Annotated in this window: 15 protein-coding genes; 5 read left to right on the top strand and 10 right to left on the bottom strand. The window is 72.0% G+C overall.

Annotation, left to right across the window (positions count from 1 at the left end):
* Positions 1 to 16: 16 nt before the first annotated feature.
* The 4 genes from OEY_RS0113410 to OEY_RS0113395 all read left to right on the top strand — a co-directional run bounded on the left by OEY_RS0113410 (position 17) and on the right by OEY_RS0113395 (position 5197).
* Positions 17 to 1009: a polyprenyl synthetase family protein gene (locus OEY_RS0113410; protein ID WP_083846992.1), complete on the top strand. Its 993-nt coding sequence runs from the start codon at positions 17 to 19 to the stop codon at positions 1007 to 1009.
* Positions 1009 to 2541: a phytoene desaturase family protein gene (gene crtI, locus OEY_RS0113405; RefSeq protein ID WP_010594370.1), complete on the top strand. Its 1533-nt coding sequence runs from the start codon at positions 1009 to 1011 to the stop codon at positions 2539 to 2541. The genes OEY_RS0113410 and crtI overlap by 1 nt, the downstream gene beginning before the upstream one ends.
* Before the next feature lie 116 nt (positions 2542 to 2657).
* Positions 2658 to 4292 (top strand): alpha-(1->6)-mannopyranosyltransferase A, encoded by a 1635-nt coding sequence (locus OEY_RS0113400; RefSeq protein ID WP_010594369.1) that lies wholly within the window; start codon positions 2658 to 2660, stop codon positions 4290 to 4292.
* Entirely contained in the window at positions 4289 to 5197 is a 909-nt protein-coding gene (locus OEY_RS0113395; protein ID WP_010594368.1) for a phytoene/squalene synthase family protein, read from the top strand. The genes OEY_RS0113400 and OEY_RS0113395 overlap by 4 nt, the downstream gene beginning before the upstream one ends.
* Positions 5198 to 5207: 10 nt before the next feature.
* Here the strand turns inward: OEY_RS0113395 and OEY_RS0113390 are convergent, their stop codons facing one another.
* Entirely contained in the window at positions 5208 to 5579 is a 372-nt protein-coding gene (locus OEY_RS0113390; RefSeq protein WP_026138005.1) for an Rv2175c family DNA-binding protein, read from the bottom strand.
* 35 nt (positions 5580 to 5614) lie between these two features.
* The gene (locus tag OEY_RS30495) at positions 5615 to 5830 is read right to left on the bottom strand and encodes a hypothetical protein (protein ID WP_157180001.1); all 216 of its coding nucleotides are present in this window, start codon (positions 5828 to 5830) and stop codon (positions 5615 to 5617) included.
* A gap of 134 nt (positions 5831 to 5964) precedes the next feature.
* Between OEY_RS30495 and pknB the strand changes: the two genes are divergently transcribed.
* Positions 5965 to 7965, top strand: a complete 2001-nt coding sequence (gene pknB, locus OEY_RS0113385; protein WP_017681751.1) for a Stk1 family PASTA domain-containing Ser/Thr kinase — start codon at positions 5965 to 5967, stop codon at positions 7963 to 7965.
* A gap of 13 nt (positions 7966 to 7978) precedes the next feature.
* Here pknB and OEY_RS0113380 read toward each other — a convergent pair whose 3' ends face one another.
* From OEY_RS0113380 to OEY_RS0113345, 8 genes are all read right to left on the bottom strand, one after another.
* Positions 7979 to 9364 (bottom strand): class II 3-deoxy-7-phosphoheptulonate synthase, encoded by a 1386-nt coding sequence (locus OEY_RS0113380; RefSeq protein ID WP_010594365.1) that lies wholly within the window; start codon positions 9362 to 9364, stop codon positions 7979 to 7981.
* Positions 9365 to 9454: 90 nt separating this feature from the next.
* Positions 9455 to 9946 carry a polyadenylate-specific 3'-exoribonuclease AS gene (locus tag OEY_RS0113375; RefSeq protein WP_010594364.1) on the bottom strand — a complete coding sequence of 164 codons (492 nt, stop codon included), beginning with the start codon at positions 9944 to 9946 and terminating at the stop codon, positions 9455 to 9457.
* A 113-nt stretch (positions 9947 to 10059) separates the two neighbouring features.
* The gene (locus OEY_RS0113370; protein ID WP_010594363.1) at positions 10060 to 10797 is read right to left on the bottom strand and encodes a lysophospholipid acyltransferase family protein; all 738 of its coding nucleotides are present in this window, start codon (positions 10795 to 10797) and stop codon (positions 10060 to 10062) included.
* Between the two features lie 131 nt (positions 10798 to 10928).
* Positions 10929 to 11903, bottom strand: a complete 975-nt coding sequence (locus OEY_RS0113365) for an ROK family protein (protein WP_010594362.1) — start codon at positions 11901 to 11903, stop codon at positions 10929 to 10931.
* Between the two features lie 13 nt (positions 11904 to 11916).
* Positions 11917 to 12357, bottom strand: a complete 441-nt coding sequence (locus OEY_RS0113360) for a hypothetical protein (RefSeq protein ID WP_010594361.1) — start codon at positions 12355 to 12357, stop codon at positions 11917 to 11919.
* Positions 12354 to 13610 carry an ArsA family ATPase gene (locus OEY_RS0113355; protein ID WP_051009380.1) on the bottom strand — a complete coding sequence of 419 codons (1257 nt, stop codon included), beginning with the start codon at positions 13608 to 13610 and terminating at the stop codon, positions 12354 to 12356. The genes OEY_RS0113360 and OEY_RS0113355 overlap by 4 nt, the downstream gene beginning before the upstream one ends.
* Positions 13607 to 14044, bottom strand: a complete 438-nt coding sequence (locus tag OEY_RS0113350) for an SRPBCC family protein (protein WP_010594359.1) — start codon at positions 14042 to 14044, stop codon at positions 13607 to 13609. Before OEY_RS0113350 ends, OEY_RS0113355 begins: the two co-directional genes overlap by 4 nt.
* 124 nt (positions 14045 to 14168) lie before the next feature.
* Positions 14169 to 14567 carry a hypothetical protein gene (locus OEY_RS0113345; RefSeq protein ID WP_010594358.1) on the bottom strand — a complete coding sequence of 133 codons (399 nt, stop codon included), beginning with the start codon at positions 14565 to 14567 and terminating at the stop codon, positions 14169 to 14171.
* Positions 14568 to 14754: the final 187 nt, after the last annotated feature.

Genomic DNA, 14754 nt, shown 5'->3' with positions numbered 1-14754 from the left:
CGCCCGCGGGGAGCCGATCGGCGGCGGCTATCCCGAGGCCGTGACGGCACTCGAGTCCTTCGTGCTGCGCGGCGGCAAGCGGGTGCGTCCGGCGTTCGCGTGGAACGGCTGGATCGGCGCCGGCGGCGATCCGTCCGGTCTCGACGCACCCGCCGTGCTGCGGGCCTGTTCGGCACTCGAACTGGTACAGGCCTGCGCCCTGGTCCACGACGACATCATCGATGCGTCCACCACCCGCCGTGGCTTCCCGACCGTGCACGTCGAATTCGCCGAGCAGCACCGCGCATCGGGCTGGCGGGGCCGGCCCGAGCAGTTCGGTACCGCCGTGGCCATCCTCCTCGGTGACCTCGCTCTGGCCTGGGCCGACGACATGGTCCGGGAGGCCGGATTGGATTCGGCCACGACCGCGCGGATCGCACCGGTGTGGTCGGCGATGCGCACCGAGGTCCTCGGCGGGCAGTTCCTCGACATCGCGGGCGAGGTGTCCGCCGACGAGTCCGTGCCCGCTGCGATGCGTGTCAACCGGTTCAAGACCGCCGCGTACACGATCGAGCGGCCCTTGCATCTCGGCGCCGCGCTCGCCGGCGCCGACGACGCGCTGATCACCGCCTACCGGGAGTTCGGCACCGATATCGGGCTCGCCTTCCAGCTTCGCGACGACCTGCTCGGCGTGTTCGGGGATCCGGAGGTCACGGGCAAGCCGTCCGGTGACGACCTGCGGTCGGGCAAGCGGACGGTGTTGTACGCGCTGGCCCTGGAATCCGCCGACGCCCGGGATCCCGAGGCCGCCCGGCTGCTGCGCGAGAGTATCGGTTCGGACCTGTCCGACGCGGACGTCGAGAGGTTGCGGACGGTCATCACCGAGCTCGGAGCCGTAGACCGGGTGGAGCGGCGCATCGCCGCGCTCACCGACGCCGCGCTGGCGACGCTCGACGGCTCGGGCGCGACGGACGAGGGCAAGGCCCGCCTGCGGGCGGCGGCGCTCGACGCGACGCGGCGGGCCGCCTGATGCGCACCGTGACGGGCGCCGAGCGCGTGGTCGTCGTCGGGGCCGGCCTGGCCGGGCTCTCGACGGCGCTGTACCTGCTCGGCGCCGGCCGCAAGGTGACCGTCCTCGAACGCGAGGCGACCGTCGGCGGCCGGGTGGGGGTGCACACCGGACCCGGTTACGAGATCGACAACGGCGCCACCGTGCTCACCATGCCGGAACTCATCGCCGACGCCTTGGCGGCGGTCGGCGCCGACTTCGAGTCCGTCACCCCGGCGGTACGGCTGCGCCGGCTCGCCCCGGCGTACCACGCCCGGTTCGCCGACGGCACGACCCTCGACGTGCACACCGATCCGGACGCGATGGTCGCCGAGATCACCCGGGTGTGCGGGGCCGAGGAGGCGCGGCGCTACCTTCGGCTGCGCTCCTGGCTCGCGGAGATCTTCGACGCCGAGTTCGACCGGTTCATGGCCGGGAACTTCGACTCCCCCCTCGACCTGGTCGCCTCCCCCGCGGCGGTGCGGGACCTGGCGACGCTGCTCCGGCTGGGAGGGTTCGGCCGGCTCGGGGCCCAGGTGAACCGCCGGATCACCGACCCGCGGTTGCGCCGCGTGTTCACTTTCCAGGCGCTGTACGCGGGCGTCGCACCCGCCCGGGCCCTGGCGGTGTACGGCGCCATCGCCCACATGGACACCTCCCTCGGCGTGTATGCGGTGGAGGGTGGCATGCGGGTGCTGGCCCGCGCGATGGCCGACGCGATCGTCGCTGCCGGCGGGGACCTGCGCCTCGGCACCGAGGTCACGGGTCTCGACTTCGACGGCCGCACGGCTACCGCCGTGCGCACCGCCTCGGGGGAACGCGTGCTGTGCGATGCCGTGGTGCTGAGCCCGGACCTGCCGGTCGTGGACAGGCTGCTGCCGCCACGTCGGCGGCGCCGCGTGCTCGCGTCACCGTCGGCCGTGGTGCTGCACGGGAGCGTGCCGTCCGCCGTTGCCGCGCGTTGGCCCGCGACCCACCACCACACCATCGACTTCGGGGCGTCGTGGGAGGAGACGTTCGCCGAGATCAGCGCGGGACGCGGCCGCGGCCGGCTCATGAGCGACCCGTCGCTGCTGATCACCCGGCCGGCGTTGAGCGACCCGGGTCAGGGCTTCGTCCGCGACGGCGTCCGGCACGAGCCGTTGTCGGTGCTCGCGCCGTGCCCCAACCTGGACAGCGCCCCGTACGACTGGTCCGCTCTGGCCGACCCGTACGCCGCCGAACTGCTGACCGTCCTCGGCCGGCGCGGATACGACGGCGTCGCCGACGAGTTCCGCATCGACCACATCGACACCCCGGCCACCTGGCAGGCCCGGGGCATGCTGGAAGGCAGCCCGTTCTCCGGGGCGCACGTCTTCCGGCAGACCGGCCCGTTCCGGCGGCGGAACCTGGATCCGCGCCATCCCAACGTCGTGCTCGCGGGCTCCGGGACCGTGCCGGGGGTCGGCGTGCCGACGGTCGTGCTGTCGGGCCGGCTCGCGGCCGAGCGGCTCGGGGTCCGCACCTCGCGGTGAGTGGTGGACCGCGGACGGTGGCGGCTGAACTAAACTGTCACCTCGTTCACCTGTCCGCCCGCGCCGCGCCCGGGCCCCGCACCGTCCACGACTTCCCGGGGGAGGAACTCGCAACCATGTCGTCCCCTGCCCCTTCCGACGCTGTTCCACAGCATCCGTCCGGACCGCAGCGTCCCCCGGAACAGCAGCGTCCCCCGGAACAGCAGCGCCCGCCGGAACAGCAGCCTGCCGCCTCGCGGCCCGCGCGGAGCGGACCGGGCGACTTCCTGCGGAGCCCGGCCGGCAATGCGGGCCTCCTGGGCGCCCTCGGCGCCGCCTTCGTCACGTTCGGCGGCTTCGGGGCGGGCAGCGTCCGGCGGCAGGACCCGCTGCTCGAGGAGCTGTACCTGTCCTGGTTGCGGTTCGGGCACGGCCTGCTGCTCTCGACGATCCTGATCTGGGCCGGCGTCCTGCTGATGATCGCGGCCTGGGTACGGCTGGGCCGGAGCACACTCTCCGGGCACGTGACCCTGCGCGAACTGTGGACGGTGCTGCCGATGTGGGTGGCGCCGCTGTTGGTGGCGCCGCCGATGTTCAGCCGCGACGCCTACTCCTACCTCGCCCAGGGGGCGATGCTGCGCGACGGCTTCGACCCGTACCTCGACGGTCCGGTCGTCAACCCGGGTGTGCTGCTCGACAACGTGAGCAACGTGTGGAAGACGACCACCACCCCGTACGGTCCGGTGCATCTGCTGCTCGGCGCGGGCATCACGTCGCTGACCGGCGACGATGTCGTCACCGGTACCTGGTTGCTGCGGCTGACGATGCTGCCGGGGCTGGTGCTCACCGCGTGGGCCGTGCCGAAGCTCGCACGCCGGCTCGGCGGCAACCCCCGCATCGCCCTGTGGCTGGCGGTGCTCAACCCCCTGATCCTGATCCACCTCATCGGCGGTGTGCACAACGAGATGCTGATGGTCGGGTTCATGATCGCCGGCATCGTGCTCGTACTCGAGGGCCGACACGTCGGCGGCATCGCCCTCGTGTCCGTCGGCGCCGCGGTCAAGGCATCGGCGGGAATCGCGCTGCCCTTCCTGGTGTGGATCTGGATTCTGCACGAGCGGGACCGGGCGCGGGCGCAGGGCCGCGAACCGGCATCGCCGATCGTGCTGTTCGGGAAGACCGCAGGCGCGGGGTTGCTGGTGTTCGCGGCCGTGTTCGGGGCGGCCTCGGCGCTCGCAGGAGTCGGCATCGGCTGGCTGACGGCCTTGTCCGGCTCGTCGAAGATCATCAACTGGCTGTCGCTGCCGACGATCATGGCGCACGCGGTCACGTGGTTCACGCCGTGGCAGCTGGGCTCGATCCTGGATGTCACCCGCATGCTCTGCGCCGTCGCGTTGCTGGTGATCATGGTGGTGACGTGGTGGCGGTTCCGGCGCACCGAGCGCGATGCGGTGCTCGGCATCGTGATCACGCTGACCGCGATCACGATGCTCTCGCCGGCCGCCCTGCCGTGGTACTACTCGTGGCCGCTCGCGGTGGCCGCGGGCTTCGCCCTGTCGACGACCACATTGGCGGTGCTCGTGGGCCTGTCGACCTGGCTGATGCTGATCTTCAACCCCGACGGCTCGATCGGCATGTACAACCTCGCCCATGTGCTCCTGGCTGTGGTCGCCTCGGTGATCGCCACCGCGTCGCTGCGTACCGTCGACCCGTTGCGGCTGCGCGCGCGACGGGAACCGCCCGTCCCCACCGTCCGCCCGGATCCGAGGTGACCGTGCCCGAGACCGACGCAGGATTCCGCTATTGCGAGGAACTGGCGGCCACACACGGCCGGACGTACTATCTCGCCACTCGTCTCCTGCCCCGGCCGCGGCGGTCGGCGGTCCACGCCCTCTACGGCTTCGCTCGTCTCGTCGACGACATCGTCGACGTGACCGCCGTCGACGACCCGGCCGCCGCTGCCCTGCAGGTGACCGAAACGGAGCGCCGGCTGCACGCCGCGCTCGCGGGCGACCCCGGACCGGCGGACGCGACCGGTCTGGTGGTCGGGGCGCTGGCCGAGACCATCCGGCGTTACGACCTGCCTCTGGAGTACTTCGAGGCGTTCGTCCGGTCGATGCGGATGGACATTCCCGGCACCCCCGAGTTCCGCCCGCGCTACGACGACATGCCGCAGCTGCGGGAGTACATGTACGGTTCGGCGGCGGTCATCGGGCTGCAGCTGCTGCCCGTGTTCGAGGTGGCCGACATCGACGCGGCTGCACCCTACGCCGCGGCGCTCGGAGAAGCCTTCCAGCTCACGAACTTCATCCGGGACGTGGGCGAGGACCTCGACCGGGGACGCACCTACCTGCCGGCCGACACGTGGGCCGCCTTCGGGGTCGATGTCGCGCTGCTCGAGCACGGTCGGCGGACCGGCGGGACCCCGGATCCGCGGGTGCGCCGGGCACTGGCCCACTTCGTGGCGCTCACGCGCGCGGAGTACCGGCGCGCCGAGCCCGGTCTGGCGCTGCTGCCGGACCGGATCCGGCCCGGCATCCGCACCGCCTTCGCGTTGTACGGCGGAATCCTCGACGAGGTCGAGCGCAGCGGTTACCGCGTCCTGGACGAGCGCGCCGTGGTCCCCGGCCGGCGCCGTGCGCGGGTTGCGCTGACCCAGCTGGCCCGCCTGCGCTGAACGCCCGGAGTCAGAAGCCGAGTGCCTGCGCCCGGCGCATGACCTCCCGCCTCGCGTGGGTGTGCATCGCCGCGGCCGGAGAGCCGCCCGTGAGCGTGTCGTCGTCCCGGAACATCCAGTTCAGGATCTCGTCGTCCCGGAATCCTCCGTCGTGCAGCACCGCGATGAGACCGGGGATGCCCGTGAGGATCTGACCGTCGTCGTCGAAGAATGCCGCAGGCACCGCCAGCACGCCGTCCCGCTTGATCGCCAGGAGTTGGCGGTCACGCAGCAGCTGGTGGACCCGGGTGATCACCAGACCGAGCTGCTTCGCCACGTCGACCAGTTGGAGCACGGGTACGGAGCGGTCGAGGACGTCTTCGCTGTAAGGGATAGCACTCACGCTGCCAACGTTATCGGGTCCACGGCGGCGGGCCGTCAACGGCCGGTACGGGTAGTGACCGCGGCGAGCCGCGCAGGAGTGACCGCGGCGAGCCGCGCAGGAGTGACCGCGGCGAGCCGCGCAGGAGTGACCGCGGCGAGCCGCGCAGGAGTGACCGCGGCGAGCCGCGCAGGAGTGACCGCGGCGAGCCGCGCAGGAGTGACCGCGGCGAGCCGCGCAGGAGTGACCGCGGCGAGCCGCGCAGGTGTCACCGCGGCGAGCCGCGCTCGGGCGACCGGACGGTTGGTGCGCTGGCTACGATCGACAGAGGCGAACCCGGCGGTCTTCCCCGCGTACGCCGCACCTGACGCAGCAAGACGACGGCACGGACACGGGGGTACACCGGGTGAGCTCTGGAGGCGACCGCCTGATCGGCACGGTGCTCGAACGGCGCTACCGCATCGAGGCACCGATCGCCCGCGGCGGCATGTCCATCGTGTACCGAGGCACGGACCTGCGACTCGACCGTCCGGTGGCGGTGAAGGTCATGGATCCGCAGTTCGCGGCCGATCCCCAGTTCCTGGCGCGGTTCGAGTTCGAGGCGCGCTCGGTGGCGCGGTTGACCCATCCGGGTCTGGTTGCGGTGTACGACCAGGGACAGGACGGGGACCACGTCTTCCTGGTGATGGAACTGGTCGAGGGCGGCACGCTGCGTGAACTGCTGCGCGAGCGGGGCCCGATGCCCCCGCACGCGGCGGCGGCCGTCGCGGCGCCGGTGCTGGGGGCGCTCGCCGTGGCGCACCGCGCCGGCCTGGTGCACCGTGACGTCAAGCCGGAGAATGTGCTGATCTCCGATGCCGGGGAGGTGAAGATCGCCGATTTCGGCCTGGTGCGTGCGGTCGCCGCGGCAACGACGACGTCGCGCAGTGTCATCCTGGGGACCGCCGCATATCTGTCGCCGGAACAGGTGACCACGGGTACCGCGGACGCACGCAGCGACGTGTACGCGACCGGGATCCTGCTGTTCGAGATGCTGACCGGACGCACCCCGTTCACCGGCGACACGTCGCTGTCGGTGGCCTACCAGCGGGTCGATCGGGACGTCCCGGACCCCGGCGCCCTCATCGACGGGGTCCCGGAGCAGTTCGACGAGCTGGTCCGGCACGCCACCGAACGAGAGCCCGGTGAGCGGTTCCCGGATGCCGGGGCGATGGCCGCCGCGCTGAGCGAGGTCTGCGATGCCCTGGCGTTGCCCCGCTACCGGGTGCCCGCTCCGCAGCGGTCCGCGCAGCATCGTTCGGCCGCCGCGGAACCGGCGACGGCTACGGTGGTTCCCGCGCCACCGACCGTGGCCGTGCGCGCAGCGGCACCGCCGTCGCGACCGTTGCCCCCTCCGGCGGCTCCGGGTCTCGCCGCCCAGCTCTCCCCCGCCGGTCCGCAGCACACCAAGGTCGTCACCCAGCAACACCCGCGTGCCGAGACCTCGGGGCTCCGGGCCGAGCCGGCCGATTTCGCCGCCGAGCGCCGACGGAACCGGCGGACGACGCTGCTGTGGCTACTGGCGATCCTGGTCCTGGCGCTGGCCGTCGGCTTCGGCGGATGGTGGCTCGGGTCCGGGCGGATGACCACCGTCCCGAGCGTGCTCGGGGCCGATCGGGACACCGCGCTCGCGGCCCTGCAGGCCGCAGACGTGACCCCCGAGGTACGGGGGGAGTACTCCGACGACGCCTCCGTCGACACCGTGCTCGGCACCGACCCGGAGGCCGGCAGCCGGGTCGCCCGGGGCGACGAGGTCGTGCTGCTCGTCTCGCTGGGCCGGCCGACCGTGCCCACGATCGTCGGTGACGGCGACCGCGACGTCATCGAACAGGAACTGCGTAACCGGACCTTTGTCCCGGTGGACGGTGGCTCGGCCTACAGCACCGCCGTCGAGGAGGGCGGGGTCGCCGCGCTCGACCCGGCACCCGGCACAGTCCTTCCGGTGGGGGCGGAAGTCGCGGTGATCGTCAGCAAGGGGTCACCGCCGGTGGATGTGCCCGACGTCGCGGGCCGCACCGTCGACGAGGCCCGGCGGGCCCTGGACACGGTGGGACTCACGGTGCGCGAGTCGCGGGAGGTGTTCGACGCGGACGTCGATGCGGGACGAGTCGTCGGCACCGATCCGGCGATCGGGAACCGGGTCAACGCCGGCGGCAGCGTCACGCTGCTGGTGTCGAATGCCGTGAAGGTGCCCTCACTGCTGGGCCGCACGGTCGCCGCGGCGCGCGACGAACTCGGCCGGCTCGGTCTGGACGTCGAGGTGCGCCAGTTCGCGGGCTCCGACCGCTCGGTGGTGATCGGTCAGAGCCCGGGGGCGGGCGACCGGGTCGAGCCGGGCGGCACGGTGACCCTCACCGCCCTGCCCTGAGACCCTGCCGGAGTCAGCCGCGGAGCATCTCCGCGACCAGGAACGCCAGCTCCAGCGACTGCTGCGTGTTCAGGCGGGGATCGCACGCCGTCTCGTAGCGGCCGTGCAGGTCGATGTCGGAGATGTCCTGCGCGCCGCCGAGGCACTCGGTGACGTCCTCGCCGGTGAGTTCGATGTGGATGCCGCCCGGGTGCGTGCCGAGTGCGTTGTGCACCTCGAAGAAGCCTTGCACCTCGTCGACGATCCGGTCGAAGTGCCGGGTCTTGTACCCCGTGGACGCCTCGTGCGTGTTGCCGTGCATCGGGTCGCACTGCCAGATGACCTGACGTCCGGTCGCCTGCACCTTCGCGATGATCGCAGGTAGCAGATCGCGCACCTTCGCGTGCCCCATCCGGGAGATGAGGGTCAACCGGCCCGGCTTGTTGGTGGGATCGAGCCGCTCGACGTACTCAGCCGCCATCTCGGGCGTGGTGCTCGGACCGATCTTCAGGCCGATCGGGTTCGCGAGTAGCTCGGCGAAGGCGATGTGGGCGCCGTCGAGCTGCCGGGTACGGTCACCGATCCACAGGAAGTGCGCGGACAGGTCGTACAGCCGCGGGTGCCCGTCGGTGTTGTCGAGCCGCAGCATTGCCCGCTCGTAGTCGAGGACCAGCGCCTCGTGGCTGGCGTAGATGGTGGCGGCCTTCAGATTGGGGTCGACGACGCCGCACGCGTCCATGAAACGCAGGCCGCGGTCGATCTCGGAGGCGAGGGCCTCGTACCGCGCACCGGCCGGCGACGAGGCGACGAACTCCCGGTTCCAGTCGTGCACCCGGTGCAGGTCCGCCTCGCCGGCGGCAGTGATGGCCCGGACCAGGTTCATCGCGGCGCTGGCGTTGGCGTAGGCACGGATGAGCCGGGACGGATCGTGTGCGCGCACGGCCGCGTCCGCGACGAGGGAGTTGATCATGTCGCCCCGGTACGACTGCAGCCCGAGCGCATCGATGTCCGACGATCGCGGTTTGGCGTACTGCCCGGCGATCCGTGCGACCTTCACGACCGGCAGCGACGCGCCGTAGGTCAGCACGACGGCCATCTGCAGCAGCGTGCGGATGTTGGCCTTGATGTGCGGCTCGGTGTTGTCGGCGAAGGTCTCGGCGCAGTCGCCGCCCTGGAGCAGGAAGGCTTCGCCGCGCGCGACCGCGGCGAGGTGGTTCTGCAGCTCCTCGACCTCGCGGGCCACGGTGATCGGTGGCACGCTCTCGAGCACGGTGCGCATCGCCGACGCCTGGTCCTCGGGCCAGCTCGGCTGCTGCAGGGCGGGCTTGGCCAGGGCCGCGTCCAGCCGTTCGCGCAGCTCGTCGGGGAGCGGCGGAAGGGTCGGCAAGCGGTCGATCGGCACATCGACAGTCCAGTTCACACCATCAGGATATGGCCCCGGCGCGACGACGGATACGCACCCCCGGGTAGGTCGACGCCACACCCCCCGCGCCGACCTCGGCTCGGGACCTCAGCGGCGTCGTCGGGCAGCCTCGATGGCCTCGAACTTGGCGAGGTTGTGACGCGCGTCGGCGAGGGCGTCGTGATTGTCGTCGGGTACGGCCGGAAGCGGCGGCCTGCCGTGCTGTTCCCAGTGCTGGCGCAACTCGCGGGTGAACTTGGGCAGCGCGTCGGGCAGTTCCGGCATCGTGCCCCAGAGCTGGACGAGCGCGACGTGATCGTAGGCCCCGAGCCAGGCCCACAGTTCGGGCTGGATGCCCGGCCGGGGGATCAGGAAGGACAGCAGGTCGTCGCGGATGCGGGTCCGGGACCTCCAGGCGGGGTGCGCGGGGGGCGGAAGCTTCGGCAGCACATTCCGGCGTACCCACGGCCCCGCCCGCTCGGGATCGAATTCGGTCGACACCGCATAGAACTCGCGCCCGTCCTCGCAGGCGACACCGATCGACACGAGCTCGATGGTGCGACCATCCTCGATGAACTCGCAGTCGTAGAAGTAACGCACGTGCGCACATTATGCCCGGCCACGGCCGGGGCGGTGCCGCCGGCGCCCGGTCACAGTCGGGGCGGTGCCGCCGGCGCCCGGTCACGGCCGGGACGGTGCCGCCGGCGCCGGCGTCAGCCGGCCTGCGTGTCGGGCAGGCGGTCCGCGTCGGCGGCTGCGGACGCCGCATCCTCCTCGGCGGGCCGGTTCTTGAGGGTGGCGGCGTAGATGTCGACGTACTGCTGGTCCGACAGGCGCATCAGCGCGTACATCACCTCGTCGGTGACGGTGCGCTCGACGAATCGGTTGCCGCTCATGCCTTCGAAGCGGGAGAAGTCGATCGGTTCACCGATCCGGACCGTCACCTTGGCCGGCTTCCACATCTTCGACCCGATGGGGTTCATCTCGTCGGTGCCGATCATCGCCACGGGGATCACTTTGACGCCGGTCTGCAGGGCGAGCCGGGCGATGCCGGTCTTGCCCTTGTACAGGCGCCCGTCCGGCGACCGGGTGCCTTCCGGGTAGATGCCGAGCAGCTTGCCCTGGGAGAGGACGCGGACACCGGCGTTGAGGGCGTCCTGCGCCGCATCCGCCCCGGTGCGGTCGATCGGGACCTGACCGACCGCGGAGAAGAACCAGCGTTGGAACCGGCCCTTGAATCCGGTGCCGGTGAAGTACTCGCTCTTGGCGAGAAAGGTGATGCGCCGCCGCACCACGAGCGGAAGGAAGAAGGAGTCGAGGACGGCTTTGTGGTTACTGGCGAGGATCGCGGGGCCGTCGGTCGGAATGTTCTCCGCACCTTCGATTTTCGGCCGCCCCATGAGCCACAGCAGCGGCCCCAGCAGGACGTACTTGAATAGCCAATACCACATGGCGTCCTTCCCCGTCTCCGAAACGCGCAGGCAGACCGTGCCTGCCGATCGACTCTACGACGGCGAGGTGTTGCCGTGCACACCGTGGCATGCCGGGGTCCCGCCTCACACCGACGGACGTGACGAGCATCTCACTCGCTCGGTCCGTTTCGTCCGGACCGGTGCCGGGCGAGGTCGGCCGCGCCCACCAGGCCGGCGGCGTCGCCGAGGTGTGCGGCACGGACCCGCGCGAGCGGCCGGTGGCCCCGGCCGGTCAGGGCCGCCGCGTAGTGTCCGCGGGCGTCGTCGAGGAACAGGGACGCCGACTCCGACACTCCGCCGGCGACCACCACCAGTTCCGGGTCGAAGAGGTCGGCGACCATGGCCAGGCCGAGTCCGAGCCAGCGGGCGAATTCCCCCATCGCCGCGACGGCGAGCGGGTCGCCGTCCTGCGCGGCTCCGGCGATCCGTCGTCCGGTCAGCGCGCCGGGATCCGCCGCGACGTCGCGGGTGAGCTGGGAGGAGCGGTCCGGACCTGCTGCGAGCAGCTCGATCGCCGTGTCGACCAGCGCGGTGCCACTGCAGTACCGCTCCCAGCAGCCGCGCTTCCCGCACGCGCAGGCGCGCCCGTCGGGAACCACCTGCAGGTGCCCGAGTTCCGGGGCGATGCCGTGCGCACCCCGGAACAGCACACCGTCGAGCAGCAGGGCGGCGCCGATCCCGGTGCCGACGGCGACCAGCACGGTCGTCCGGACACCCGCGGCGGCACCGAACCGGTACTCGGCCCACGCGGCGGCGTTGGCGTCGTGCTCGAGAACCACCGGCAGGCCGATCCGCGCGCTCATCCGCTCCGCTACGGGCACATCCGCCCACGGGAGGTGCGGGGCGTAGCGGACGACGCGACGGTCGGCGGTGAGGAACCCGGCGACGGCGAGACCGACGGCGGTGACCTCGTTGCGGCCCGCCAGGAGGGCGACGGTGCGGTCGAGGGCGCCGTCGAGGGCACGGGCCGAGTGCGGGGTCGGCGCCCGCACGGTGTCGACGACGGTGCCGGTACCGTCGACGACGGCCGCGCGGATGCTGGTGCCGCCCACGTCGATTCCGATCGTGAGTCGATCCGTGCTCACGGCGTGGGTCCGATCAGCGTCGGATCGTGACCGAGATCGGCACGAACGTGCCGTTGCGGCCGGGAGCCGGAGGCGGGTCCTGCGGACCGGGCGCGTCGGGGGCGGGTCCTCGGGCCGGAAGGTACCGGGCGAGCAGGTCCCGCAGCAGCGCGATCAGGGCCGCGATCTGAGTTGCGAGCCGGGTGAGGAGCTCGTGCGGCTCGCCCCGGACGGCGGCGGCCACGGCGCACAGCGGGCACCAGCTGCAACCGCCCGCCGTCGAGGCGGACGTGTCGGTAGCGGGCTCGGTCCCCGCATCGGGCGACACCGAATCGGGCGACACCGAGCCGGGCGCCGGCGACCGGGGGGACGACTCCGGCTCGGCGAATCGCTGCACCGTCTGCTCGAGCCGGTCGAGGACGGCATCGGCCAGCGCCCGCAGTTCGGCGACGAGGACGTCGTGGTCGGCGCTCATCGGGGCCACACCGCGGGATCGGGACGGAACCGCACCAGCAGGTCGGATCCTTCGAACTCGGCGCCGGCGACGGTGCAGCGCCGCAGACCGGACGCGAGCCGCACCCGGCGGCGCAGGCCGTCGGCGCCGATCACCAGGTCGTCGTCGACCCGGCCGAGCGTCAGCGATGCCGCATCCGCCAGCGGCAGATGCATCCGCATCGTGTACACCGCATCCACCCCTGTCCCCGATTCATGCTGGACCCGCACCGGCTCGAGGCCGGCATCCTCCTGCGTGAGCGGTGCTGCTCCGTCCGGATGCAGCGACTCCGCGAGCGCCGCCAGAGAGGCCAACCCTACCGGTTCGGCACACCGCTGCTCGCACTCGACCACGGTGACGTCGCCGAGGGTCGACGCGATCTCGGCCACGATCCGGCGCTGTCCGCCGCGCTGTTCGGCGAGCCAGGCCGCGGCGGGTCCGGTCTCCTCTGCCGGGAGGTCCGGGACGATCCGGTTGAGGATCACGCGTTCCAGCCGTAGCCCGGACAGGGCCGTCCAGGACCGGAGTCGTCGCGTTTCGGCGATGCCGAGCCGGTCGGCGGTGGCGACGAGGTCGACTCGGGTGCGCGTGCGGTCGCCGAGCAGGTCCTGCACGGTCGAGACGTGTTCGACGACGCGGTCGACCAGTGCCACGACCAGGGCGAGGCGCGGGTCGGCCCCGGTCGCCGCGACGATGCGGCTGTGCCGGGGCCAGATCCGCTCGATGTACTCCGAGGCCGTTGCCGGCGCGGCGAGCATGCGGAAGGCGTCCGCGGATGCGGGCAGATCGACGATCACCTCGCCCCAGCGTCCCGACTCGGCCAGGCGGGCCACCTCCCCGAGGGCGAGGATCTCCTGCGCGCCGGGCAGGCCGGTGAGTTCCTCGGCCGCGGGGATCCCGAACCGGTCACCGTGCCCGTGGGCACCGCCCGCGGCGGCGAGCGCGGTCAGGAGCGCAAACCGCTGCTCGAGCAGCGCGAGCGAATCGATTTCCAGCGCGTCGAGACCCTCGGCGACCGGCACGATGCGGGCGTCCACGGACCCGGTCGACGCCGGATCGACGGCCAGCACGTCGGTCAGCGAGTGCGCCTGATCGAGCGAGACGACGAGGGTGGGAACTCCGGAGCGGGCTGCCGCGAGGGCGGTCGCCGCGGCGAGGGTCGTCTTTCCGGCGCCCCCCTTGCCGACGAACAGCCGAACGGCGGCGGGGCCGGGCCGCCCGGCGAGCCCGCTCAGCCTTCCACCCGCTTCTTGAGTTCCTTCAGCGCGGTGTCGGTGATCACCTTCTCGGCTTTCCGTTTGAACAGTCCGATCATCGGGATGGTCAGGTCCACCGTCAGCTCGTAGTACACGGTGGTGCCGCCCTCCGGCGCTTCGGTGAGGATGTAGGAACCGAACTGGGCCTTCTGGATCTCCCCGGCGACGAGCTCCCAGCTGACCGACCGGCCGTCGGAAGCCCACTCGTAGACCAGCTCGTACGTGTCGCGCACCACGCCTGCGTCGAGCACGAACCGGACCCGTTCGGCGCGGCCTCCGGACTCGACGGCGAGCACTTCCACGGATTTCGCTGCCGAGACCCAGGCCGGGTACGCGTCGAAATCGGCGATCACGGCCATCACCCGATCCGACGGAGCATCGATGGTGATCGACCGCTTGGTCTTCTCGGCCATGCGACGAACGCTTCCTTTCCGTCTGTCCCCTCGTCCTACCGGATCGGCACACGCGGGAACCGCTGTCTATCACACCGTAGTAGTTCCGGTGCGGGCTCGTCGCCTGCAGGTACGGCCCCGTCGGTCAGGGGCGGGGGTCCTGTGGAGGTTCGCCGGCGGCGCGCCCGGCGTCGAGCCGCCGCTTGACGTCGAACGTCATGACCTTGCCGGCGACGCGGCGCCGGTGATTCATGGCGGCGAGATCCCACCCCCCCGCCTTCTCCGGCGGCATCCCGGCCGGTTCGCAGTGCAGGAAGTAGTGCACGATCGCGCCGTCGAGCATCGGCTCGAGCCAGACCTCCATCGTGCCGGTCAGCGCCCCGCCGACCGACCATCGGATGCCCTTCTCGGCTCGGTCCTCTCGGACCGTGAGGTCCAGGTCGGGCCACCACGAACGCCAGCGGTGGGGCTGGGCGATCTCGGCCGCGATCCGCCTCGGCGCCGCGGCGATGAAGGCCTGATCGGCCACCTGAATGCTGCTCACGGGGACAGCTTCACACATGGCCGGTCCCGGCTCGTCCAGGGGGTTGCATGGGGTCGGGGCCGGACGGTCGGCACGTCAGGCCAGCAGACGCCGCAGCTTCTCGCCGAGCACGTCCCACCGCCATTCGGCGCCCACCCAGGCGCGGCCCGCCGCGCCCATCGCCGCCGCGCGGTCGCGGTCGGCGAGC

The organism is Rhodococcus sp. P14 (assembly GCF_000256505.1).
GTDB classification, from domain to species: Bacteria; Actinomycetota; Actinomycetes; order Mycobacteriales; family Mycobacteriaceae; genus Rhodococcus; species Rhodococcus ruber.
This window is presented reverse-complemented; position numbering and strand designations above follow the sequence as displayed.

What these genes read in the sequence shown, in the direction of transcription:
- OEY_RS0113370 (WP_010594363.1), bottom strand. Translation starts at nt 10,797, where the DNA reads ATGTGGTATTGGCTATTCAAGTACGTCCTGCTGGGGCCGCTGCTGTGG.
- crtI (WP_010594370.1), top strand. Translation starts at nt 1,009, where the DNA reads ATGCGCACCGTGACGGGCGCCGAGCGCGTGGTCGTCGTCGGGGCCGGC.
- OEY_RS0113400 (WP_010594369.1), top strand. Translation starts at nt 2,658, where the DNA reads ATGTCGTCCCCTGCCCCTTCCGACGCTGTTCCACAGCATCCGTCCGGA.
- OEY_RS0113360 (WP_010594361.1), bottom strand. Translation starts at nt 12,357, where the DNA reads ATGAGCGCCGACCACGACGTCCTCGTCGCCGAACTGCGGGCGCTGGCC.
- OEY_RS0113350 (WP_010594359.1), bottom strand. Translation starts at nt 14,044, where the DNA reads ATGGCCGAGAAGACCAAGCGGTCGATCACCATCGATGCTCCGTCGGAT.